Origin of the sequence: Methylocystis sp. MJC1, assembly GCF_026427715.1 — a bacterium.
In the GTDB taxonomy this organism is placed as follows: Bacteria; Pseudomonadota; Alphaproteobacteria; order Rhizobiales; family Beijerinckiaceae; genus Methylocystis.
Genome location: NZ_CP107558.1, coordinates 3,170,027 through 3,193,848 on the forward strand (window position 1 = coordinate 3,170,027; position 23,822 = coordinate 3,193,848).

16 protein-coding genes are annotated in these 23,822 nt (G+C 61.1%); 6 read left to right on the forward strand and 10 right to left on the reverse strand.

Annotated features, from left to right (window positions below):
* Positions 1 to 182: 182 nt before the first annotated feature.
* Complete coding sequence (locus OGR47_RS15260; protein WP_165054515.1) at positions 183 to 1,172, forward strand: amidohydrolase family protein; 990 nt, start codon at positions 183 to 185, stop codon at positions 1,170 to 1,172.
* A 49-nt stretch (positions 1,173 to 1,221) separates the two neighbouring features.
* The gene (locus OGR47_RS15265) at positions 1,222 to 3,015 is read left to right on the forward strand and encodes a sulfatase-like hydrolase/transferase (RefSeq protein WP_165054512.1); all 1,794 of its coding nucleotides are present in this window, start codon (positions 1,222 to 1,224) and stop codon (positions 3,013 to 3,015) included.
* A 39-nt stretch (positions 3,016 to 3,054) separates the two neighbouring features.
* Here the strand turns inward: OGR47_RS15265 and OGR47_RS15270 are convergent, their stop codons facing one another.
* From OGR47_RS15270 to OGR47_RS15280, 3 genes are read right to left on the reverse strand one after another with little or no spacing between them, the layout of a single operon-like run.
* A complete protein-coding gene (locus OGR47_RS15270; protein WP_165054509.1) occupies positions 3,055 to 6,243 on the reverse strand; it encodes an efflux RND transporter permease subunit in 3,189 nt (1,062 codons plus the stop codon).
* A complete protein-coding gene (locus tag OGR47_RS15275) occupies positions 6,240 to 7,550 on the reverse strand; it encodes an efflux RND transporter periplasmic adaptor subunit (protein WP_165054505.1) in 1,311 nt (436 codons plus the stop codon). Before OGR47_RS15275 ends, OGR47_RS15270 begins: the two co-directional genes overlap by 4 nt.
* Positions 7,551 to 7,581: 31 nt before the next feature.
* Positions 7,582 to 9,198: an efflux transporter outer membrane subunit gene (locus tag OGR47_RS15280; RefSeq protein ID WP_165054502.1), complete on the reverse strand. Its 1,617-nt coding sequence runs from the start codon at positions 9,196 to 9,198 to the stop codon at positions 7,582 to 7,584.
* A gap of 535 nt (positions 9,199 to 9,733) precedes the next feature.
* On the opposite strand from OGR47_RS15280, the gene OGR47_RS15285 reads away from it, so the two are divergent.
* Positions 9,734 to 10,003 (forward strand): hypothetical protein, encoded by a 270-nt coding sequence (locus OGR47_RS15285; protein ID WP_165054499.1) that lies wholly within the window; start codon positions 9,734 to 9,736, stop codon positions 10,001 to 10,003.
* Positions 10,004 to 10,471: 468 nt separating this feature from the next.
* Here OGR47_RS15285 and OGR47_RS15290 read toward each other — a convergent pair whose 3' ends face one another.
* From OGR47_RS15290 to OGR47_RS15300, 3 genes are all read right to left on the reverse strand, one after another.
* On the reverse strand, positions 10,472 to 11,626 hold the full coding sequence (locus OGR47_RS15290; protein ID WP_165054497.1) for a methanobactin export MATE transporter MbnM: 1,155 nt from the start codon (positions 11,624 to 11,626) through the stop codon (positions 10,472 to 10,474).
* The gene (locus OGR47_RS15295; RefSeq protein ID WP_267270087.1) at positions 11,623 to 12,552 is read right to left on the reverse strand and encodes an MbnP family copper-binding protein; all 930 of its coding nucleotides are present in this window, start codon (positions 12,550 to 12,552) and stop codon (positions 11,623 to 11,625) included. The genes OGR47_RS15290 and OGR47_RS15295 overlap by 4 nt, the downstream gene beginning before the upstream one ends.
* 245 nt (positions 12,553 to 12,797) lie before the next feature.
* Positions 12,798 to 13,349, reverse strand: a complete 552-nt coding sequence (locus OGR47_RS15300) for an RNA polymerase sigma factor (RefSeq protein WP_165054492.1) — start codon at positions 13,347 to 13,349, stop codon at positions 12,798 to 12,800.
* A 750-nt stretch (positions 13,350 to 14,099) separates the two neighbouring features.
* On the opposite strand from OGR47_RS15300, the gene OGR47_RS15305 reads away from it, so the two are divergent.
* Positions 14,100 to 14,510 carry a four-helix bundle copper-binding protein gene (locus OGR47_RS15305; protein WP_165054489.1) on the forward strand — a complete coding sequence of 137 codons (411 nt, stop codon included), beginning with the start codon at positions 14,100 to 14,102 and terminating at the stop codon, positions 14,508 to 14,510.
* 29 nt (positions 14,511 to 14,539) lie between these two features.
* Here OGR47_RS15305 and OGR47_RS15310 read toward each other — a convergent pair whose 3' ends face one another.
* Together OGR47_RS15310 and OGR47_RS15315 are read right to left on the reverse strand one after the other, a co-directional pair.
* Positions 14,540 to 15,748 (reverse strand): HlyD family type I secretion periplasmic adaptor subunit, encoded by a 1,209-nt coding sequence (locus OGR47_RS15310; protein ID WP_165054487.1) that lies wholly within the window; start codon positions 15,746 to 15,748, stop codon positions 14,540 to 14,542.
* Positions 15,748 to 17,469: a type I secretion system permease/ATPase gene (locus tag OGR47_RS15315; protein ID WP_165054583.1), complete on the reverse strand. Its 1,722-nt coding sequence runs from the start codon at positions 17,467 to 17,469 to the stop codon at positions 15,748 to 15,750. Before OGR47_RS15315 ends, OGR47_RS15310 begins: the two co-directional genes overlap by 1 nt.
* Between OGR47_RS15315 and OGR47_RS15320 the strand changes: the two genes are divergently transcribed.
* Positions 17,469 to 17,813: a hypothetical protein gene (locus OGR47_RS15320; protein ID WP_165054484.1), complete on the forward strand. Its 345-nt coding sequence runs from the start codon at positions 17,469 to 17,471 to the stop codon at positions 17,811 to 17,813. The two genes, OGR47_RS15315 and OGR47_RS15320, sit on opposite strands and share 1 nt — an antisense overlap.
* Before the next feature lie 102 nt (positions 17,814 to 17,915).
* Here OGR47_RS15320 and OGR47_RS15325 read toward each other — a convergent pair whose 3' ends face one another.
* Positions 17,916 to 18,329, reverse strand: coding sequence for a TolC family protein (locus tag OGR47_RS15325; RefSeq protein ID WP_246729775.1), 414 nt, complete (start codon positions 18,327 to 18,329; stop codon positions 17,916 to 17,918).
* A gap of 57 nt (positions 18,330 to 18,386) precedes the next feature.
* Here OGR47_RS15325 and OGR47_RS15330 point away from each other — a divergent pair, with 57 nt between their 5' ends.
* Positions 18,387 to 18,968 (forward strand): hypothetical protein, encoded by a 582-nt coding sequence (locus tag OGR47_RS15330; protein ID WP_267270088.1) that lies wholly within the window; start codon positions 18,387 to 18,389, stop codon positions 18,966 to 18,968.
* Positions 18,969 to 19,004: 36 nt separating this feature from the next.
* Here the strand turns inward: OGR47_RS15330 and OGR47_RS15335 are convergent, their stop codons facing one another.
* Positions 19,005 to 23,477 (reverse strand): Ig-like domain-containing protein, encoded by a 4,473-nt coding sequence (locus tag OGR47_RS15335; protein ID WP_165054479.1) that lies wholly within the window; start codon positions 23,475 to 23,477, stop codon positions 19,005 to 19,007.
* Positions 23,478 to 23,822 lie beyond the last annotated feature (345 nt).

Consider the following 23,822-nt stretch of genomic DNA (forward strand, 5'->3'; position numbering starts at 1 on the left):
GTCCCAATCTCGGCATCTGAAAAGCCGTCCCTCGGGCAAACGCCGATCCTAAGATGTCTGGTTCAACCTTTCACGGTGGAAACGATTTGAAAACCCGTTCAAATAGGGAGGCGTCGGTTGACAGATCCGCGCTAAGCTTGTCACCTCCAGTGACGTTTGGGCAGAAGCGGCGGAGAAATTTCATGGACGGTAAGATCGGGCTCGAGGAGCATTTCGGCACCGCGGATTTTCTTCACGACTCCGAGGGTGTCGTGCCGGCCGACCGTTGGGACGAGCTGAAAAGCAGGATTCTCGACATCCACGACCGCCGTCTGCGGCTGATGGACGAATATGGCATGGAGATGATGATCCTGTCGCTGACGTCGCCCGGGATACAAGAGATTCCAGACGCGCCTACGGCCATCGAAACCGCCCGACGCTTGAACGATTACCTCGCCGAACAGGTCGCCAAACGCCCGGATCGGTTTCAAGGCTTTGCGGCGCTGCCGATGCAGGACCCGGACGCCGCCTGTCTGGAGTTGGAGCGCTGCATCGGCGCCCTCGGCTTTCGCGGCGCCCTTGTGAACGGCTTCACCGAGCTTGGCGCGGACCGCGAGGCTCTCTACTACGACATGCCCAGGTATCGTCCGTTCTGGGCGCTCATGGAGCAACTCGGCGCGCCTTTCTATCTTCACCCGCGAAATCCGCTGCCGCGCAACGCCGGCGTTTACGAGGGTCAGGAATGGCTCATGGGGCCCACCTGGGCCTTCGGCAGCGAAACGGCGGTGCACGCCTTGCGCTTGATGGGATCGGGCCTCTTCGACGAGCATCCGGGCTTGGCCATCATCATGGGGCATCTCGGCGAAGGGCTTCCTTACAGTATCTGGCGCGTCGATCATCATAACGCATGGGCCAAGGCGCCGCCGAAGCACAAAGCGAAGCGCGGCCTTCGCGAATACTTCCAGGAAAACTTCTACCTGACGACATCCGGCAATTTCCATACGCCGACGCTGATGTGCGCGATTGCCGAACTAGGGTCTGACCACGTCCTGTTTTCGACGGATTGGCCTTTCGAAAACATCGACCACGCCGCGCTTTGGTTCGATGCGGTCGACATGAGCGAAGCCGACCGCCGCAAGATCGGCCGGACGAACGCGCAGAAGCTTTTTAAATTGGGCGGCGACGGCGCGTAGCCGCGCCGTCAATGACCCAACACTTTGCGTCAGTCACGAGAGAAGCTCGATGGGCAACGACGACGATCTGACAAATCCTTCTCGTCGCGCCATACTCACGTCCAGCGCCGCCCTTGTTGGCGCCAGCGTATTTCCGCAGGCGCAGGCCGACGCTCGCGGCGCGCTTCCGCAGAACAACACCGCCCTCGCGCCCGAAGTGCCGCCGCAAGGATACAACATCCTTTTCGTCCTGGTGGATCAGGAGCGGTTTTTCCCCCAGTGGCCATTCCCAGTCCCTGCACGCGAGTGGCTCAAGAAGAACGGCGTTACCTTCAACAACCATCAGATTGGCGCGTCCGTCTGCTCGCCAGCCCGTTCAGTCATTTACACTGGCCAACATATTCAGCACACGGGCGTCTTCGATCTGATGAACTATTTGTGGCAGCCGGACATGTCGACGAAAGTGAGAACCGTCGGCGACCGCCTGCAGCAGCTCGGCTACTACCCGGTTTACCAGGGCAAATGGCACCTCTCGTACAACCTCGATCAGGCGAAGCGTCCCTTTGAGGCGCCGGTGCAGCAATACCGGAAAATCCTCGAGAGCTATGGCTTCAAGGATTTCTTTGGCTATGGCGACATCATCGATAAGGAACTTGGCGGCTACCGGTACGACGCGGATACGGCGTCGATCGCGATCACCTGGATGCGAACCGAGGGCGAGAAACTACGGGCCGAGGGCAAGCCTTGGTTCATGGCGCTGAACTTCGTCAATCCCCACGACGTGATGTATATCGATACGGACCTTCCCGGGCGCCCCGTCCAGGGCAAGAAGCACGCGCTCGGCATTGCGCCGCCGCCGGATGACGAGATCTACTCGGCGAGTTGGGACGGCGTTCCGCTGCCGAGCACACGCAGCCAGCCCCTCGACGCGCCAGGCCGCCCCGAGGCTCACAAGATCTACGTCGAGATTGAACGCGTCTTCTCCGGCGAATGGCCCGATGAAGACCGCCGCTGGCGTCTCCTCCAGAATTATTACTTCAACTGCATTCGCGACTGCGATCGGCAGGTCATGCGGGTCCTGGAGGAGTTGAAGGCGCACAGGCTCGACAAGAACACGATTGTCGTCTTCACCTCGGACCATGGCGAATATGGCGGCCACCACCAGATGCGGGGCAAGGGCAACTCCGCCTACCGCCAGCAAAACCACGTGCCGCTGATGATCTACCATCCGGCATATCCGGGCGGCGTGGAGTGTAACGCCGTCACGTCGCAGATCGACCTCGCGCCGACCATCCTCGGCCTGACGGGGCTCGATAAGGAGAAGATCAAGCAGGCTTCGGAGGGTCTGAAAGGCAGGGACATCTCGGCGCTCCTGAAAAGCCCGGCGACAGCCAAAGAAGACACGTTGCGGTCCGGCGCGCTGTTCTGCTTCGACATGCTGCTGTTTCAGGACGCCTTCTGGATCATTAATCTGTACGATTTCATGGAATCGGCGCAGGTTCCAGATAAGAAGAAGATCAAGGTCCTGACCCAGAAAGAGCCAAACTTTCACCACCGGGTGTCGATGCGCAGCGTGTTCGACGGCCGCTATCGTTTCACGCGCTACTTTTCGCCGTTGCAGTTCAACACGCCCACGACGATGGAAGAGCTGCTGGCCAAAAACGACCTCGAGCTCTTCGACCATAGTAGCGACCCCGAGGAAGTCGATAATCTGGCCATGAAGCCCAAGGAGCAGGGCGCATTGATCATGGCTCTCAACGCCAAGCTCAACACTCTGGCTGCGAATGAAGTGGGCGTGGATGACGGCAGTTTCCTGCCGATCCGCAACGGTAAGTGGCGCTTCCCTCCCAAGAGCGAGCGCTGATCGCTGAAGGCCATCATCCCCTAAGCCGCCCGCAGGCGATCAGGCAATTTCCGCCTCGATTTCTTCCAGGGTCTTGGGCTCCGTCTTCTTCCGGGTGGGAGAGTTTCCGCGCCAGCGCTCGTCCAGCGTCTGCAGCACCACGAAGAACGCCGGCACCAGAAGGACCGCGAGGACGGTGGATGAAATCATTCCGGTGAAGACGCTGGTGCCGAGCGACCGGCGAGAATTGGCGCCGGCGCCTGTCGCCAAAACGAGTGGCAGAACACCGAGAATAAAGGCGATCGACGTCATCAGGATGGGACGAAAGCGCGAGCGCGCCGCGTCGACCGCCGATTCCAGGATCGGCTTGCCGTCGTTCAGGCGCATTTCGCGCGCGACCTCGACGATCAAAATCCCGTTCTTCGCAGAAAGGGCGATCAGCAGCATCAACCCGATCTGGACATAGAGATTATTGTTGATGCCGAGACTGGTCAGGGTCAAAGCCGGCCCGACCAGCGCCAGGGGAACGGCCACGATCACCGCTAGCGGCAGCAGCCAGCTTTCATATTGGCCCGCGAGCACGAGATAGACCAGGAGCACGGACATGGCGAACCCCAGATAAAGCAGGTTTCCCGTGATCTTCTCCTGATAGGAGACGGCGCTCCACTCATAGCCCATATCGCTCGACAAGGTCTTTGCTGCGATGTCCTCCATCTTATCCATCGCCTGGCCCGAACTGACGCCCGACGCGGGGCTCCCCGTGATCGTGGCGGAGGGATAGAGATTGAAGAGCGTGATCAGTGGAGGCGCCGAGGTTTGCGTCAGTTGCGCGAGCGTGCCTATCGCCACCATGTTTCCGTCCTGCCCACGAACATACATGTTCAGCAGGTCTTCCGGCTGGAGACGAAATTGCGAGTCGGCCTGCACATAGACCTGCAGGACCTGCCCGAACTTGGTGAACTGGCTGACATATGAGGAGCCGACATAAGACGTCAGCGCCGAGAAGACATCGCCGACGGAGACCTTGACCGTCTCTGCCTGAACGCGATCGACGTTCAGCCCGACATGCGGGGAATTGGCCTGGAAGGTGGTGGACGGCCGCTGCAGCCCCGCGTCGGCGCTCGAATTCTTCACCATGTTTTGCGCGGCCACGCCCAGCTTCGCATAGTCGAAGCTGCCGCCGAGCAAGTTCACCTGCATCTGGAAGCCATCGGCGTTTCCGATGCCCTGGATGGCGGGCGGCGCCACCACGACCGCCCGACCGTCCGAGACGGTCCCCAGCTTCTGTTGCACGATTCTCATGAGGGACGCTATGTCCTGGTCCTTGGCTTTTTCGCGCGCGTCCCAGTCGTCCAGCCTCAGATAGGCCACTCCGGCGTTGGCGAGCACGGCGTTGTTGTCGAGAACCGAGACGCCGGCGATGGTGATCACACTCTTTACGCCGGGCGTCGACAGCGCGCTGCTCGCCGCCTCGCTCAAAGTGTTGGCCGTGCGTTCGAGCGACGCGCCTTCGGGCAGTTGCGCCACCACGATCAAATAGCCCTGGTCCTCGGTGGGAATGAAGGCTTTCGGCAAACGCGCGATCCCCCACACAGCCAAAGCCGAGATCGCGAGACCGATCAGCACAACCGTTTTCGAACGCGCCACCAGCACGCCGACGAAACCGATGTAGATTTCTTCAAGGTAATTATAGCCAATGTTGAAGGCGCGATAAAAGGCGTTGGTCTTTTCAGTTTGCTGAGGGCGCAGCCATTGGGCGCATTGCGTGGGCTTCAAGGTCGCCGCATTGATCGCGCTGATGAGGGCTGTCGTCGCGATGACGACGGCGAATTGCGCGAGCATCTTACCCGACAGTCCCGGTAAAAAGGCGGGCGGGATGAAAACGGCCATCAGGACGAGGGTGATGCCGATAATCGGCCCGAACAGTTCCTTCATCGCCCGGATTGAGGCGTCATGGCCGGACATGCCCTGCTCGATATATTTCGACGCGCCCTCGACAATGACGATGGCGTCGTCGACGACAATCCCGATCGCCAGCACGACGCCGAACAGGGTCGATATGTTGATGCTGTAGCCCAACGCCGCCATGCCGGCGAAGGCGCCAATGATTGTCACCGGCACGGTCGTCGCGGGAACGAGCGTCGCGCGGAAGTTTTGCAAAAACACCAGAATGACGACAAGGACGAGGATGCCGGCCTCGTATAGCGTCGTGTAGACCTCATTTATGGAGGTCTTGACGAAATCCGTGGTGTCGAGAGGAAGGGTATATTGCAGATCCTGCGGAAAACGTCGCGCCAGCTCCGCCATTTTGTCGCGCACCTCCTGCGACACCTGCAGCGCATTGGCGTCGGGTGTCTGGAAAATGGCGATGCAGCCCGCCGGGCGATCGTTCAATTTGCATTGTTGCGAGTAGTTCTGCGAGCCGAGTTCGACCCTTCCAATATCCTTGATCCTGACGAGGCGTCCTCCCTGAACCGTGCCTTCGGACTTCACGATGATGTTCCCGAACTCCTCGGGATCGTTGAAGCGTGAGCGGATATCGACCGTGTACTGGAAATCCTGGTTTTTCGCGGCCGGCGGCATGCCAGTCTGTCCGGCCGCCACGAGCTGGCTTTGTTGATTAATGGCGGCGCTGACGTCCTGGGGCGTAAGTCCGAAGGAATAGAGCTTGCGCGGATCCATCCAGACGCGCATGGCGTATTTGGCCGCGCCGAAGACGGTGACATTGGCGACGCCATGCAGGCGCGCCAGCTCGTTCACGAGATTGATCGTCGCGTAATTGCTGAGGAAGGAGGCGTCGAAGGTTCCCTTCGGTGAATCCAGCGCAATGATCTGCAATATGGCGGTCGATTTTTTCTGAACGTTCACGCCCTGCGACTGCACGGCGGCAGGGAGCGCAGATAGCGCGTTGGACACCCGATTCTGGACGAGCACCTGCGCCATGTCGGGGTCCGTCCCGATCTTGAAGGTGACGATGAGCTGGTAGCTGCCGTCGGCCGCGCTCGTCGAGGACATATACAGCATGTTGTCGACGCCATTGACCTGCAACTCGATCGGCAGGGCGACGTTGTCGATCACCGTCTGCGGGCTTGCGCCGGGATAGCTTGCCGTGACCACCACCGTCGGCGGCACGATATTCGGATATTGGGCGACCGGCAGGCTCCGCATCGCAACGAGGCCGATCACGACGATCACGACCGCAATGACGTTTGCGAGGATGGGGTGCTCGATAAAGAATTTCGACATCATTGCTGACCGGCGCTCCCCTCGATTGCCGTCAGCCTGGGCGTGACCTTCGCGCCGGCCGAAATCCGCCAGAAATCCCCCACCACGATGCGGTCGTCGCTCTTGATGCCGGATAGGATGACACGAAGATTGCCATCGAGATCGCCGAGCTGAACATAGCGTTGTTCGACGGCGTCATCCTTGTTCAGGACGTATAGAAAGCGGCCGACTTGATCCGATTGCACGGCGCGATCCGGCACGAGCAGCGCCCCCGGCAATACGCGGGCTTTCGGCAAACGAATCTGCACGAAAAAGCCGGGCAGAAGCCTGTGATTGGGGTTATCCAGCACGCCGCGCACGAACAGCGTCCCGGTCTTGGGGTCGATGCCGGGCGCGACATATTGAATTGTCCCGCGGAAGGGATAATCGTTCTGATTCTCCATGCCGACCTCGACGGGAACCTGCATGAGTTCCGCATGGCTCGGCATGCGCTGATTCAGGTTCTTCCGAACCATGAGAAATTCTGTCTCGCTGAGGTTGGCCACGACATAGATGGGATCGAGCTGGAGGATGTCGGCAAGGACGGTGCGCTGGCCGGAGCCCCCGACCGTATTGCCCGGGTCGACGTAACGTTTGCTCATCTGGCCGTCGAAGGGGGCGCGAACCTCGGTGTAGCTGAGATTGAGCTTTGCGATGTCGACCTGCGCTCTGGCGGAGGCGAGATCGGCCTCGGTCTTCTTGGTCTGGAAATTCCACTGATCGACGACGACCTGCGCCGCCGCGCCCTTCTTTTGCAGCGCTTCGTAACGGGCGGTCTCGATCTTCGCGTAAGCGAGCGCCGCTTCCAGCGCGCGGACCTGGGCTTCCGCCTGTTGGAGCTGATCCTTGTATTGCTGCTGCTGAATCGTAAACAGAAGGTCGCCCTTCTTGACGATCTGGCCGTCGAGAAAGTGAATTTTCTCCAGATATCCTTCAACGCGGGCGATGAGGTTGACCGTGTTGATCGCCGTCGCGTTGCCGGTGAGCTGCATATATTCGGTCACCTGTTGGACCTTGGGATGAACGACCGGGACCGAGGGAGCCGCCGATTGAGCGGCGGCCGCGCCCGCTGCGGGCGCCGGCTTGCTCGCAGAGCTTTGCGCCGTTTTTTCCTGTGCCGGCGTTTGGGAGCTGTCTCTTGCGCCGAACAGCTTGCTCCATGCCGATTCCGCGAGGCAGGGCTGCGTCGATCCGCAAAGGAGCGCGCCGACGACGGCCAGCGCGGCGCCAGGACGCGACGTCCCCTTTCGGGCTTTTCCCGCGCCTCGCGCCAAATGAATAATGCTCCTCATCGCAAATCGCCCTTTGCTTTTGCCGTCGCCCTCACCATTCCGGCAGGCGGATTGTGGGGCCTCGGTCCTCGGGCCCAGGCAAGCCGGGATCCGGCGGCGGCGTTTCTCCCTCGGGCGAAAGCAAGTCGCCCCAATTTGTCCGGCTGCGCATCTCGCGAGCGGTGGCCTCGTTCACGAAGCCCCGGCCTTCGCGGATCTGCCAGCCGCCGCCAAGACCGCGGAAGACGGCGACGAGCCCGGTCGCCACATTGCCGTTCGCCGCGGCTAGGTTGTTCTCCGCGGAGAGAAGATTTTCTTCCGAGGTCAGGACCGTCGTGAAATCTTGCGTTCCCTGCTCGTATTGCAGCAGCGAGACGTCGACGGCGCCGCGCGCCTCCGAGACGCTGCGCGCCAGATAGCGCGCCTGCGACCTGGACAGGGTGAATTTGGAGATGCCGTTTTCGACTTGTTGCTGCGCCACGAGCACAGCGTTCTGATAGTCGACCAGATACTGCTGCAGAGTCGCGTCCTGGAGACGCACATTATTGGTGATCTGGCCGTAATTGAGCAAGTTCCACCTGAACGACGGCCCGACGGTGAACATTCGACCAATGGGGTGGAACGCCTGCGCCAGATTATGTCCGCTGGCCGTCGAGGCGAGCCCGCCGAAGCCCCCGGTGATGCTGATCGCCGGATAAAGTTCCGCCTGCGCCACGCCGATCTGCGCGCTTTGCGCCGCCGCCTTCAATTCGGCGGCGCGAATATCTGGTCTTCGGCGCAGCAGATCCGCCGGAACGCCCACCACCACCTTCTCCGGGGCGGTCGGAATCTTGCCCGTGGAAGGGGCGAGCAGAGCGTTCACCTCGCCCGGCGCCATGCCAAGCAGCACCGCCAAAGCGTTTTGTCCCGTGCGCAACTGGAGCGTCAGTTGCGGAACGGTCGCCTCGGTCGTCGCAAGCACATTTTCCGCCTGGTGGACGTCGAGCATCGTGGCGGCGCCGCCCTTGTAGCGATCGCGCGCAATGCGGACCGCCTGGCGCTGACGCGTGATATTTTCGCGGGCGATGATGATTTGGCGTTCGAGGGTGCGAATGCCGATATAGGTCTGCGCGACGTCGGCGAGCAGCGTGACGAGCACGTCGTCGTAGCTCGCAATCGAGGCGAGATAAGTGGCGTCCGCGGATTCGACGCCGCGCCGGAATTTCCCCCAGAAATCGACCTCCCAAACGAGCGAAGCCGCCCAGTTGTCCGCCCAGAAATTTCCGAGCGTGGAGGAGTTGCCGCCTTGCGACGGCGTCGTCGCATTGCTCGAGCGATTGTACGACGTCGAGATGGAAACCGCTTGTTTTTGCGGAAATAATTCTCCGATCGCGACGCCCAGCTCTGCGCGCGCCTGGAGCACTTTCGTCCCCGCGCTCAGCAGCGTTAGGTTCTGGGCGTAGGCGATATCAATAAGTCGGTTGAGGACCGGATCGTGGAATACCCGCCACCAGTCCCGATATTCCGCAGGACCGCTCTTGAGTGATTTGTTCCGCCATTCAATCCAGGCGTCGGCGATCGGCGCCTGTGGCGTGGCGAAGTCGGGGCCGACGGCGCATCCCGCCGACAGGGTCGAAAGGATGATCGCGAAACAGGCTGCGCCCTTCGTCTTCGCGCCAGCAGCTCCCATAAAGGCCCCAACTTATTCTCGCGCAAGGCTTTGCGGCCAGTTGACGCCAAGGGCGCAGCCTCCCGCTCCGGTCCCAAGCCAAGGATTACTTCCTTCGGCTGAGGTCTCGAGCGAGGGGCGAATCAGTCGCCGCCACGACCGAGTTCAAGTTAATATACAGTGCACCGCCCATGGCGCCATATTTCCTGAAATCGTCCACAGTTCCTTCCTGAGGGCCGCGCTGATTGCGGGCTTTTCGCTTCCAACGGATTTGCCCGCCGCTTGGACCCTGGGCCGCGCGCGCCCGCTATTATGCGGCTCGCCGCTGATCTATACGCGGCCCGCGCTTTGCTCTTCTAGCGATCCAACCTTGAGCAGGCGGATAACGCCGAACTGCCGCGCGACGGAAGGCCTGTCGAAATCAAGCGAGTCCCCTGCATCCAAAGCGACAGCGCCGCCCCGAAAACGGAAGAATGTCGAGGATCGCTACGCCGCTCCGACGCAAGGCGCGGATGCGGCAGTGATCGCCTAAAAGCTGACTTGGCAGAAGGCGCTCATGGCGCATCTTAACCGCGCGAGACGCTATCCGGCAGGCAGTGGCAGGCGTTCGACGGAAGCGAACGGGCATTTCGCTCCCGATTGTCTCGGTCACGTGCTGGCCCACAATGTCAAGCACTCGTCCAGCCTGCCGGCCTTCGATGAGGCAGGTACGCTCGCCATGATGAAGCGCTCCGACCCTGCATTACGGCAGGCGGCGGAGGACTTTGGCGTTTCCGGGGCCTTCGTTGACCGTGAGGGGAAAAGCCAAGTTTTACTTCTTGCTTGACGCGGTTGCGTCCGGGTTGGGCGCGGGGTCGGTTCCCTCCAAGATCATCCGGCGTCGACGCTCTAAACGATCACGCGCTTTCTGCAACAGGTCTGGAGGAAGAGATTCCTGCGACGCGCTTATCCGGTCGCAAGCGGCAAGGGCGACCGCGCGGTCCCGTGCGGAGCCTCGCGCAAAGCAGATCTGCCAATCCGATAGAGTTTGAATGAGGCTCTCTCCGGGCTGCGCCTGGGAGACCGAAAGCTGTGCAAGAGCAGCGGGAGGCCCGATAATGTTCGAGCATATTGCCGCGCTAGCCAGCAAGCCGAATGAAACCGCCGGCGAGGCGGCTTTTTCATTGGGAAATTTTATCAGTCGCTTCGCAATGTTCATAGGGGCATGCTCAATTCCTTCAACAGCAACGCCCCCTGTCGCGTTGCTTTGGTGGAGGTAGGCGACGCCTCGATCAACGAGGCGTGCGCCCTGTTGCTAATTCGACGCCGCCGCCTTTTTCCATGGATCCGAGAATCTCGCGGAGGTGAGAAGCGTGTCATCTGTGAGGGTTTTCAGAAATGCCACGAGATCGGCCTTTTCCTGTGGCGTCAGATCGATCTTGACGATCAGGCCACTTTTGAGCGGGCTGGCTTGTCCCTCGCCAGCGTTGCGCCCCTTCTCGATCTTGCGGCCCCCCTGCGAATAGATTTCGATGACGTCTTCCAATGTCGCGACGGTCCCGTCATGCATGTAAGGGCCCGTCAAAGCGATATTCCGCAGACTGGGCGCGCGAAACTTGCCCATGTCGTCAGGATCGGCGGTTATGTCGAAGAGACCTCGGTTCGGATCGGGATAGCCGCCCTTGCCGTCGATGTTGTAAAGCCCGGTGTTGTGGAACGGCGTCTCAGCCTCGCGTGTCTTCACGTGAACAAACTGATCATTGAAATTCACGCTGCCGTGGCAGTGGTGGCACTCCGCCTTCTCGCCAAAATAGAGATCATGCCCCCGTTGCTCGGCCTCGCCCAACTTGAGCTTGCCTTGCAGATATTGATCGTAACGGCTGTTGAACGACACGACTCCGCGTTCGAATGCGGAAATCGCCTTGACGATGGTCTCCAAAGTGATCGGATCGGCCTTTTCGGGAAACGCCTCCTTGAACCATTTCCGATAATCCGAATCGGCGCGAAAACGAGCAAGGATCTCATCCTTATTCGCGTCATTCACGCCCATTTCGATCGGCCGCTCGCCCAACAACGGGTTCGTCATCTGCCGCTCGAGCGTCACCAGCGCCGGATTGGCCCAGGTCAGCGTGCCATGCCAGCCGGAGTTCACAATCGAGGGAGCGTTTCGTGGCGTGTTCTCGCCGGTTGAGCCGACACTGAGCGCTCGCCCGTCAGTGAAGGCGCGCTCCTGCAGATGGCAGGAGCTGCATGAAATTGTTCCGTTCCCAGACAAGCGCTTGTCGTAGAACAGGCGCCTGCCGAGCTGGAACTTCTCCTCCGACATCGGATTGTCGGCCGGGACACGCGGCGGCGGAACATAATTGGGCAGTTCCCATTGCCAGCCGGATTGTTTGGCGGGCTCGGCCGCCGCGGGCGACGCCGCGGCGAGACTCAACACGGCAATCGCGAAAAGCGGCCCGCGCCTCATTGCTTGCCCCCTGCCACCTTCGCCGGGCCGCTCTTGAAGACCGGGGAAACGCCTGGCTTCGTTTGTTTGCCGGCCTCGCCCGTCCCTTCGGCGCCCGTGAGATTGAGGCCGAGCGCGGCGAAAATCGCGGGGCATTCCGGATCATCGAGCCCGCTCATGCAGCCGACCGCACCACCCTTATCGACGAGAAGATCGCTGCTTTCGAAGAGTCGAGCGAGGTCGAACTCGACGCGCTGCGTTTTCGGGTCGAAATGGTCGAAGGCCACAGTGAAACGATTCTCGTGCGCACAGGAAACGATTTCGCCCGTGGCCGGATTCCCCTTGCAACCAGTCGAGCCGAGATGGACCGTCCAAGTCCTGGTCTTGGAACCGTCTGCTTTGATAATGGGAGACGGCGTATCGACTTCGAATACGAGGAATCGGCGCCCAGCCTGCCAATTCCACGCCATGCCGGCGATATCGAGAGGCGGCGGCGCAGTCTCGACGTTGGAATGGTTGATGGAGACGGGCTTGCCGTCGACGATCGTCTCCACAGGCGCGCCGACGGAGAATTCCAGCCCGACATAGGCGTGACGTGGCGCGGTTCCGGAGATCCTTGCATTCTTAGCCGGATTGCTCTCCGTGCAGGGTGCGTTGCCGCCGCGCGCGTCTTTGAAATCGAGCAGGGCGACATCGCCGTACTGCCATTCATTTTGCGTCAGAGCGACGGGCGTGCGTGTGCCCTTGGCGTCAATGAGCTTGACGCCATAAACATAAAAGCGCGCCTCACGGAGCTTGGCCTGCAGATGGCCGCCGCCGAGATTGGCAAGCGGCGCCCCACAGCCGACTTCCTTCCCGTCCGCCATCAATCCGAAGGTGATGGCGACGGGCAGATCTTTCGCTGCGGCCCCTTCGACGCCGCCGAGCGCCGCGAGAGTGAATAGCAACCAAAATATCGCCCTTTGAATTAATCTCAGCATCGCTTCGATCCTCGTTCGCAGACCGGAAACAGTCACCGCGCGGTTGATCTTTTTTATGCGTAACAGACGAGATACCGGACGCTGAACCTCCATCAGGCCCCCCTGGATGCCCATCATCGACGGCGTGAGTTATAGTTTGCTCCAACCTCCTAGGACGTATCAGATCGAGAAAAGGGAACCTCGCCGGAGAAATTTTTTCTTATGCGGAGGTTTCACTCCAAAGAATCTCTGAGGGCGGCGCGGCATGTCCGGAAAGCCAGGCTGAGATGTTTGCGCACCATTCTGTCGGAGATCTCCAACCTCCGCGCAATCTCCTGAAGAGGAACGTCTTCATAGGTATGAAGCTTGAAAACCTCGCGGCAACGCGGCGGCAAAGAGCTGACAGCCGCGTCGAGGAGGCGGGATTTGCGTTCATAATCCACACGTTCGTCAGCCGGCGCATCCGCAGACGGCGCTTCCACCAAATAGTCGCTAAATTGTATGTAGTTAGCTTCGGTCCTACGGCGGCGGACGAAATCGCGCGCCAAATTGGTTGCGATTGTTTTTAGGAACGCCGGCGGATCGTTGATCCTCTCCGGCTTTTCCAGTCGGACGACCCGTACAAAGGTTTCTTGAAGCAGGTCTGGCGCATCGGTGGCCCCCACCTTTCGGGTGAGGTAGCGAAGAAGGTCTCCCTGGCTGGAAAGGAAAACTTCGCGGAGCGAAAAAAGCCCCCCAACAGAAACACGCGGCAGGTCGCCGCTCGACGAAACGGTTGAAAACACGTTACTTCTCCCTTGACGGCGCTACCGGCCGCTCGACCGAAATGATTAACGCGCAGACTCTCTGGCTGCGTTCGGTTGATCAGGAGAAGGAAGGTGGGGCGCGAGGTGACCAGCTATTCAACCTACCCGGGATAGGCCTAGGTTCGTCGAAGACGCCGGGAAAAATAACCTGCTTTTCGGGGTGAAAATCCAAGATAGCGAGGCAAGTGACGGCGAGCGCCAGAACAGGCGCGATGCGGGCGCCCGCCAGACAATGGTCACAACATTTGGAATGACTGCTATCGTCATGGGCCGGGCCGGCGTTATCGCCGTTGAGGCACAAGGCCCCGACTTCGGAGGATGCATGAAGACCGACGACGCCGGACAGCTTTGTCGCACCCGCTAACGAAGGGAGCTGAAACAGGAATACAGATAGCACGACGCAAGCGACAAAAGCGCGCCGAAAGCTCCCAAAGTATATCTGTCCCCACGCCATGGCGCTCTAAAATGGCCGAAGTCTCCCTAGTGTCAAGCGTCATGGTCGCGCTTGGCGCGAACTCGTTGATCGGAGGGTCGCAAAGGAAATCCCGCGCCGTAGATGGTCGCTTCCTGGCAGCTCTACATATCCGGGTATAAAATCTTGCCGAGCAGCTCTTGGTTTTAAATCCGTCAGTAGGCCACCCTTCCAGCCATGCCTACAACGTAAGCGCTGCTGGAAACAATTTCGCATTGGCAGTGTTGTTCTGGCGTCTCAATCGGCGGAGAAGGCTCATGCATACTCAGGAGATCATCGGGACGCATCCCGACGTAAAGGGGCAGACCAATCAGGCGCTCATCCGCGCCATCGAGGAATGCTACGACTGCGGCCAAAGCTGCATTTCCTGCGCCGACGCTTGCACCGGGGAGCAAGAAGTCGCTCGCCTCAAGCAGTGCATCCGCCTCAACCTCGATTGCGCGGACATTTGTTTCGCCGCGGGGTCGATCGCAACGCGCCGCACGGGAAGCAATGAGGAGCTCATCCGTTCGACGCTGGAAAACTGCGTCCTCGCTTGCCGCCTGTGTGCCGACGAATGCCAGAAACACGCACAATCGCATGAGCATTGCCGTATCTGCGCGGATGCTTGTCGGAGCTGCGAGAAGGCGTGCCAGCAAGCGGTTCAAACCTTCGGCGCTACGCACTGAAGAGAGCACGGAGAGAGCGGCGCTACGCGTCAACGTTCGTGTAGCGCCTCTTGCCCTTTCAGGATGGGTTTGAGCAGATAGTCGAGCACCGTCTTCTTGCCTGTCTGAATACTGACGTCGGCGACCATCCCGGGCTTGATCGGGAGCGGGCCGTCCGGGCCCTGCAATGCAGCCGTATCGGTGAGCACGCGAACCCTATAATAAGGTTCGGCGTCTTTTCGCGTCTCATCCTTGATGGTGTCCGCGCTTATGAACACCAGCTCTCCGGTGAGCATGCCATAGATCGTGTAATCATAGGCCGTAATTTTGACGGTGGCGCGCTGGCCCGTGTGCAGGAACGCAACGTCCTGGGGACGGATCTCGGCCTCGACATAAAGCTGGTCGTCAAGCGGCACGATTTCCATGATGGTCTCGCCCGGAGAGACGACGCCGCCCCGGGTCGTTACTTTCAAATTCTTGACGATGCCGCGCACCGGCGATTTCAGCACGGCATGCGTGAGCGCATCGCGTTTCTGTTCGCGCTGCTGAGTCAGACTCGCGAGCTCCGCGCTCTTTTTGGTGATCTGGTCATTAATTTCCTGAAAATAAGAATTGCGGGCTTCTGCGAGTTGTCCCTTCAGATCGGCCAGCGTCCGCTCCAATTCGATTTGTTTTAATCTGCTCGAAGCCCCCCGCTCCACCATGGGCTTGAGCAGCTCGAGCTGTCGCGAGGTCAGTTGGATGCGTTCTTCCAGAGATGAGACGGCTTCCGAAAAATGTTGCCGCCTTGCGTTGAACAGGCTCATCTCGCCCCGAATGACGCCGTCGTTCGCCTTTACGTCGCGATCGAAATCAATGTGATTTGCGCCGCTCAGCTCCGCATAAAGCCGACTCAACGCCGCCTTCAGGGCGATCGTCTGACCGTCGAGATCCTGATAAGCGGCGCGGAACTGCGTGTCTTCGATGACGGCGAGCTTCTGGCCAACGGCAACTTCCTCGCCTTCCTGAACAGCAAGAGATTCGAGGATTCCGCCCTGCAGGCTCTGGATCACCTGGCTCCGGCTCAAAGGCTCGAGCTTTCCGGCGCCATTTGTCACCTCATCCAGTGGCGCATTCGCGGCCCAGATGAAAAAGACGACAAGGACAAGCGCCGTGATCCACAGAAGAGATCGTGACATTCGGTAGGCGCCGGAGGCGTCATCCCCCATCGCGGCGGCTATCAGGGAGGCCGCATTGGCGCCGGCACGTTTTGCGTCCATCACTCGGCTTCCCTTGTAGGCCGTTGGTTCCGGTTCTGGCCAGCGGCGCGGTTGGAAGCAAGCGCTGCAAGCACGCCTTCGACAGGCCCATGCGCGGCCGGGCGGCCTCCATTGAGCACGATGGCGCGCTGCGTTAGCGCGAGCACCGGCTGGCGATGGGTGGCGACGACGAAGGTGCGGCCAACCGCCCATTCCTTGATGCGGTTGATCAACACGAGCTCCAAGGCGTGATCTATCGCGGCAGTCGGCTCATCGAGCAGGACAATTCGCGGATCACGCAGCCAGATGCGAGCCAGGCCGACCGACTGCCGCTGCCCCCCGGAGACGCCACCGCCGCCTTCGGTGATCATCCGGTCGAGGCCAAGAGGATGTTCCTGGACAAGGCTCTCCGCTCCGACGAAAGCCAAGGCTTCCAGCAATTCCTCATCTTGCTTCGTCTCGAGCCCGAGGCGGAGATTGTCGCGCAAGGTTCCGTGGAACAGCCGGACATCCTGCGGCAGATAGGCGACGGATTTTCGCACATCCGCCGGGTCGATCTGCCTGATCTCCGCGCCGTCGAGCAGCAGTTGCCCCTGCTGGGGATGATAGAGCCCCGCCATGATCTTCAGCAGCGTCGACTTCCCCGATCCATTGGCGCCGAGCAGAGCGGTGGATGTGCCGGCGTCGAATGAGAGCGTTGGAATCTGCAGCGCTGGATTGCTGTCTTTGTCATAGGCGAAAGCGACGTTTTCGAAGCGGTAATTCCCCGAAAGCCGCGGCCTGTGAACAAATCGTCTGCCCGCCGGCCGGTCGACCGGCGAGTCCATCAACGCATCGAGGCTGTTGAGCGCGGCGCGCATATGCTGCCAGCGGGCAAAGATGCCGGCAAACTGCGTCAGCGGCGCAATCGTCCGCGACGAGAGGATCGAACAGGCGAGCAAGGCGCCGACCGTCATGTCGCCATCGGCGATCCGATAGACGCCGACGACCATCACCAGCACATAGGCGATTTGCTGAACGGCGGTCGCTGAAAACATCAGCAGGCTGGAGATGGTTCGCATGCGCACGCCGTTTTGAGCGAGCAATGCGGTATATTCTTCCCACAACCGCTGAAAGCGCCCTTCTGCTTGTGTCGATTTCACCGTTTCGATGCCAGAGAGCGCCTCCATGAGCAAACCATGGCGAACCGCGCCCTCGCGCAAATGCTGTTGCGACAGCTCGGAAATCGGCCATTGCGCGACGACGCCCGGCACGACAATAACCGGGACGGCGCAGGCAAGGACGATCGCGACCGGTCCGCCGATATAGGCGACAACCACTATGAACAAGACAAGGAAGGGGATGTCGCTCAGGGCGCCGATCGTCGCCGACGTGAAGAATTCGCGCACCGCGTCCATTTCTTTGACCTGGCTGGCGAAGGAGCCAACCGATCGGGGCCGGGCCTCCAACCGCAGGCCGAGCGCCCTTTCGAAAATTCTGGACGAGAGCGTGAGGTCCAACCGACGGCCGGCAATGTCCAACAGATGCGCGCGCAAGATCCTCATGACGGTCTCGAGGACAATCGCGAGACCGACGCCGAGGGCGAGCACCCACAAGGTCGCAAAGGACAGATTTGGCACAACACGGTCATAGACCTGCTTAGCGAACAGTGAGGTTGCAATCGCGAGGAGATTGGCGATCCCCGCCGCAAAGGCTTTTCCAGAAAATTCGGCCAGTAGCGCTTGATCTCGTCCCAGAACCAGTGTTTGTCCGGCTCGTCGCCAAACCCGTCGGCGCGCGAGTCACGCCGCGCCAGAGGAGCGGCGAGGACGACGAGGCCGCTATGGCGCGCCATCAGACTCTCGACTGGGACCAACATTTCGCGCGCGGCCAACTCGGGCAAAACGATCTTCGCCTTGCCGTCCTTGACGCTGAGAAGCGCGGCCACGGAGCCGTCCTTCATCAGGAGAAGCAGGGGCAAAAAGCCCGAGACAATCGAGCTGATCTCCTTGCGCCGGACCTGAACGTCGAGATCCACGCGGGCGCCCGCGCGCCTGAGCAGATCTGGCGTAAGGCGCCCGCCGTCGAGCGGCAGACCCGCCGTTAATTCCGAGGCGCTTGTAGAGCTGGCAGAGCAGAAGCAGCCCTTTCAGCAAGGGGTCCTGCTCGGAGTCCGCAAACTTGATTGGCTGAACCTTCTCCGGCTCGGTCATTTCTGCGGCCCCTCTGCAGCAATGTCCAACAATTGCAGAAGCCTGCCGAGTGCGCTCGCCGCTGAATATTGCAAATCGGAGATCGCATAGCGCGCTTCAGCGCCGTTGCGTTCGATGCGATAGACGTCCCCCTGAACCGATGCGAGGTCGATGAGCGTGCGTTCTCCGAGCAAGAACTGATCTTCATAGAGTTTACGCAGGGCCTTGGCTTTGCGAAGCTGCGCCTCCAGAATGGTCGCCTGGCTGCGCAAGGTCGGCGCCTTGTCCTGAAACGCGCGGACATCCTCCACCGCCTTGCGAACGGCCGTCTCCGCCGCCCATTGCGCGCTGTCGGCTTGGAGGTGAGCCGCCTCGACACGCTTGAAATTGCTCAAGCCCACGAAGGTCGGCGCAACAAGCCGCAGCCCCACGCCTGCGTCGGTCGTACGCGTGTAGGGATACTGCGAATTGGCGTATGAATTGTGGCGATGACCTTCTTGCTCGCCACCGGGCGCGTCACAACTTCGGCGGCCATCTCGGACGGCGTGTCGTTCCCGACACTCGAACAGCTGTGTAAAATGACCGCCGCAAGAAGACAGGTAAAAAGGCGCCCACTCACTCCCGACGCTCGCAAAGCGAGCGATCGGGAATCCAAAGCAGAACACGCGATACCTTGGTTCCGGATTCCCGATCGGGCCTCTGGCCCGTCGGGAATGACGAAGCCGGATACAAGCTGTTCAAGCGGCGGTATAATACCATTTCCGTTTGAACAGCCCCGATGGGCGCTTGTCATTCCCGGCGGGCTGAAAGCCCAACCGGGAATCCAGAGCCACAAAAGCACTGGTTTTGCTCTGGATTCCCGATCGCTCGCTTTGCGAATGTCGGGAATGACACCGAACCAATCGAGCGGAACTCGTACAAATTGCCTTATGGAGCGCGGCGGCCCGACGTGCCGTTTCAAGCAAAATTCTCCAAGAAAAAACTTCACTGCACCGAATACAGCTCTACTCGCGCTGCATCCGCGTGCGCGGAGCATCGACGAAAGCATGTTCTCGCCCTACGGGATGTGAGGGGGCCCAAAACATGATCTCGGCCCCGCCTCTATTTCAGACGACCACAATCCCTTGCTGGATCCAGACGTCGCCGAATGTGTGCGAGGCGTCCAGCATGCTATTGTGATAGACCTCGAACGTCGCGGACCCCACCGTCTGCGTGCCCGTAGCGGACCAAATTCCTCCGCCATCGATGAGGTTCACAGTCGACCCTGGGCCACCCGCGATCTCCATATGTCCGAGCCTAGACGCTGCTTCGGGCTCGCTCAGGACATCGGAAAAACGGATGTCGAGTTCATTGCCGACGCCCAGGTCAAATTTCTCGAAGCCTTGCACCCTGTCGCCGTAGGCTCCGAGGTCCAGAACCAGACCAGACCCGTCCAGCGCCAATGTATCGATACCCTCGCCGCCATCGACGCGCGTGATGTTGAGACCGATGAGGTGGATCCCGTCATTGCCCTGCCCGCCATAGGCAACGTCGTGCAAAATGCTGGTTGCAGTCGTGCCGGTCGTGTCCGCGCCGATGCCGGTTATCGTATCGTTGCCCAGACCGCCGCTGATCTGGTCAACGCCATTCACGATGGCCGCCGCGCCGATCGTCGCGCCTCCCGCAACCAGCGTATCATTGCCGACTGTGAAAGATTGGGTGAGGTCGCTTGTCGAGCCCAGGAAGCTGTAGAATTCGCCCGCGCTGGTGTTGGCCCCCCAGGCGCCGATGGAAAAATCGCTTATGCCGTCGCCGTTCCAGTCACCGACAGCGGTGCTGACGCCCAGAAGGGCTCCGGCAGCCTGGCCATCAAGGCGCTCGGCCGCGCCGCTCAAGACCATCGATTCAAGGTCGCCGCCAGCAAGGCCTCCGACAGCGGAGCCGTAAACCAGATAGGCGCTGCCACGATCGGTCGCGCCCGCGTCGGTTCCTGGCGCGCCGATCAGGAAATCATCGACGCCGTCGCCATTGACGTCGCCGGCGCCGCGAATGTCGAAGCCGAGCCATCCATTCGTAGTGGTGGTCGACAGGCTGCTGTTGAGCGTGAAACCTGAAGTCCCGCTCGCCTCGGTCGCAATCGAACCCGACGCCCACCCCGACTGGCTGCCGTAGATCACGTAAACGCGCCCGGGCGCGAAACCATCGGTCGCGCTGTCGCCCCATTCGGGAGAGCCAACCGCGAAGTCGCCAATGCCGTCGCCATTGATATCGCCCAAAGCGGCGACAGTGTTGCCCTCGCCCGACAACCAGGCGTCGGCCGAGCCATTATTGCCGTGGTCCGTCTGTACGCCGCCAAGGTCTTCGCCAGCCTGGCCGCCGTTGAGACGAATGGCCTGTCCGGAGGAAAGCAGAGTGGTAATGTTCACGTCCGAGGCGAGGCCGCCCTGCTGGCCAAACACGAGATAGGCAGCGCCCGAGTCGACGCCATTTGCGTCGAGTTGCGGATCGGTGACGACGACATCCGAAATGCCGTCGCCATTAACATCGCCGACATTCTGCAACTTGCCGCCGAAGTGGCTCGCAGTCAGCTCGTTCGTCCCGATCATGGTCTGGGCGCCGGCCGCCAACTGAGTGTTCGTCACCGCGTCGTATAGACCGTTCTCGTTCCCGGTGAGATTAGTCCACACCGACGGCCCGCCGCCCGCGTGACCATAAAGAATATACGCCGCCCCCGCGCCAGCCGCACCGGCGGGAGAGGCCTCGGCCCCATAGCCCTTGGCGTCGCTCAATAGCAGATCGGCATAGCCGTCGCTGTTGAAGTCGACTCCGCCACCAGCAGAGCCGAACCAGTTGGAATAGGCGCCGTGGATCGCGAAGCCGTCGCTTGTCGCGTTTGTTTCCATCGAGCCGAGGCTGATCGTCCCCGTCGCCGCCGCGCGCCCCCAGATGACGAATGCGCCGTCGTTCAGGTTCGATGTCACCAGAAGATCGCTAAAGCGGTCGCCATTCAGGTCGCCGAGGCCCTCTACTTGCAGGCCCTGTATGTCGGCGTCTCCGAAAATGCCGCTTCCAGTGATATGCAGCGCCTTCGAAGCCGAAAAGCTGTCGACGTCGCTGGCCGACGGCAAACCATTTGCGGAGCCGTAAATGACATAGAGTTCGGATGCGCCCCCGACTGTCTCGCCATAGTGGTCGTGCGGCCCCGAAACCGCATAGTCTACATATCCATCGCCGTTGAAATCCCCCGCCGCGCTCGCCGCGAAGCCAAGACCGTCGTAAGACTGCGCCGAATTAGCGCCATTTGCCGTGGTAAACGCTTTGGTCGCGATCGTGAGCACGTTTCCGGATATGCTCGAGCTGTCGAGGTACCCCGCCGTCGAATTCCCCACCAGGTCGGTCATTTCCCCTTTCAGGTTGTATGTGTGATCCGGGAGAGACGGCAGCGTAAAATTCACGGCCGCTGACGAACCGGCAAACTCACCGCTGAAATTATAGTCGCTGACGAGCACCCGCTCGCCCGCGTCAATGACGTTGTTGTCATTCGCGTCGTCCCACAGGCTGAGGGTCGTTTGACCAGCCTCGATCGAGGTAGCGTCCGCCGCATTGACGCCGCCGACATACACCGCGACTGCCGGCGTCGAGAGGGCGGTTATGTTGTCGGTGCTACTCGCGCTAGTGTCGCTGGCGCTCGCAAGATCGATGAGGACCGTGCCTGAAGGCGCCGTCGTATCGACCGCCACAGCGAAGGGCGACGACGTCGTCCCCTCATTGCCCGCGGCGTCGGCGACGACCGCCGTGTAGCTGTGCGTTCCCTCCGAGAGGCTGGAGAGCGCCAGCGTCCAGCCTGTCCCGGAGACGTTCGCCGTCCCGACCAGCGTCGCGCCCTCATAGACGCGCAGCGCCTCGCCCGGCGCCAGCGGCGCGGACAGCGTTCCATTCAGCACCGGCGACGCGTCGTCCGTCGCCGTCCCGCTCGCATAGCTCCCCTGCTGCGTGCCGACATTGTCGGTGAAGCTCTCGATGAGGGTGGTGGTCGCCGGCGGAGTCGTGTCGACCGCCACCGCGAAGGAAGCCGAAGGCGTCCCCTCATTGCCCGCCGCGTCGGCGACGACGGCCGTGTAGCTGTGCGTTCCCTCCGAGAGGCCGGAGAGCGCCAGCGTCCAGCCCGTCCCCGAGACCGTCGCCGTCCCAATGAGCGTCGCGCCCTCATAGACGCGCAGCGCCTCGCCCGGCGCGAGCGGCGCAGAGAGCGTTCCGTTCAGAACCGGCGACGCGTCGTCGTCCCAACTCGCATAGTTCCCCTGCTGCGTCCCGACATTGTCGGTGAAGCTCTCGATGACCGTGGTGGTCTCGTTGAGGTCCGTCGCCGTCGCCGTCACCAGCCCGCTCGGCTGCACTGTGGACGCCTCGACCGCATATTGACCGGCGGCGTCCACAGTCGTGGTGGAGGTCGAGCCGTCGGGCCAAGTCACCGTCACCGTCGAGCCGGGCCCCGCCACGCCCGCCGCTTCCGGCAGTCCGTTGGCGTTGGCGTCAGACACGGCGAGCGTCGGCGGATCGATAAAGATCGTCGAGGCGGCCGGGCCCACATTGCCGTTGATGTCCGTCGCCGCCGCCGTCACCGGGCCGGTCGGCTGCACTGTCGGCGCCTCGACTGTGTATTGACCCGTGGCGTCCGCCGTCACGGGAGATGTCGTTCCATCGGGCCAGGTCAGCGTTACGGTGGAGCCGGGCTCGGCCGTTCCCGTGGCCTCCGGCCGGCCGTTGTGGTTAGCGTCTGCGACGGCAAGAGTCGGCGCCGCCGGGGGCGTTGTGTCCGTATAGATTGCCGTCGCCGACGGACTCGCAGCGCCGGTCGCGCTTGTCCCCACCGCTGTCACCGCGCCGTTCGGCTGAACCGTCAGCGATTCCGCCGTGTAATGGCCAGACGCGTCCGCCTTCGTTACGGACGTAGAGCCGTCGGGCCAGGTCACCGTGACCGTCGCGCCCGGCGCCGCTGTTCCCGCGACTTCCGGCCGGCCGTTGGCGTCCGAGAGATTCAACGACGGCGCCGCCGGCGCTGGAGACGTCGCCGGCGGAATCCAAGCCAAAGGATATGCGCCGCCGCCATTGCCGCCGCCGCCCGCCGCCGCAACGCCAGCCGCCGCGCCGCCGGCGCCGAGCAGCGCCAAAGGCAAGAGCCCAATATCAGGCAATCCGCCGGCTTCTTCCGGCGCCGTCTGGTCGAGGACTCGTCCGCATGAATCCTCTGGAAGAATGGGCTGAAGGATGCCTTGGCGGTCGTCCCTGAACAGGACTTCAATATAACGGCCGTCTGCGCCCTCAACTTTGGCGTCTGCGCAGTCGGTTTTTTCTAGCAACAAGACGGGACGGCCGTCCGCGTCGTCTTTGAAAAAGTTATTCAGGCGAATCCACTCGCCATTCGTCAACACAAGAATAAGGTCGTCGCCCTGCCGCTCGTAAACAGCAACCTTATCGGCCTGGAGAGCCAATGCGACGCGCGCCGCGTGGCCTGCATCCAAAGTGGCCTTTTTCCCTGACAAAATAACCGTGTGAGCTGCGTGCGACCCAGAGTGGACGACTTGCGTGCGAAGCTTCATTCCAGCCCTCCGTGGAAGCCTTGCGCCCTCCTGTTGCGGGCCGGCTCCATCAAGACAATGCAAAAAGACTCTTAGGCTCGCGGGCGCCGCGCTCGTCTGTCGCCGATGTAACTGCGCCGATGCGCCAACATGAGAGATGCAACGACGAACTCGGCGACTACTGCTGCTCAGCGCCTTCGAATCCCAAATTGTGAGTCAGTTTGTGCGATCGCAAAGTGGACGTCTTGCGTCTGGAGGAACTGTTTTTGATCTATTCTGATCAGCGCGCTGATCGGCATTTCCGATAATCTTCTTTGGCGCGCCAGAACGCGCGCAAGATGAAATACTGCAAGGAGTTTTAGTCGT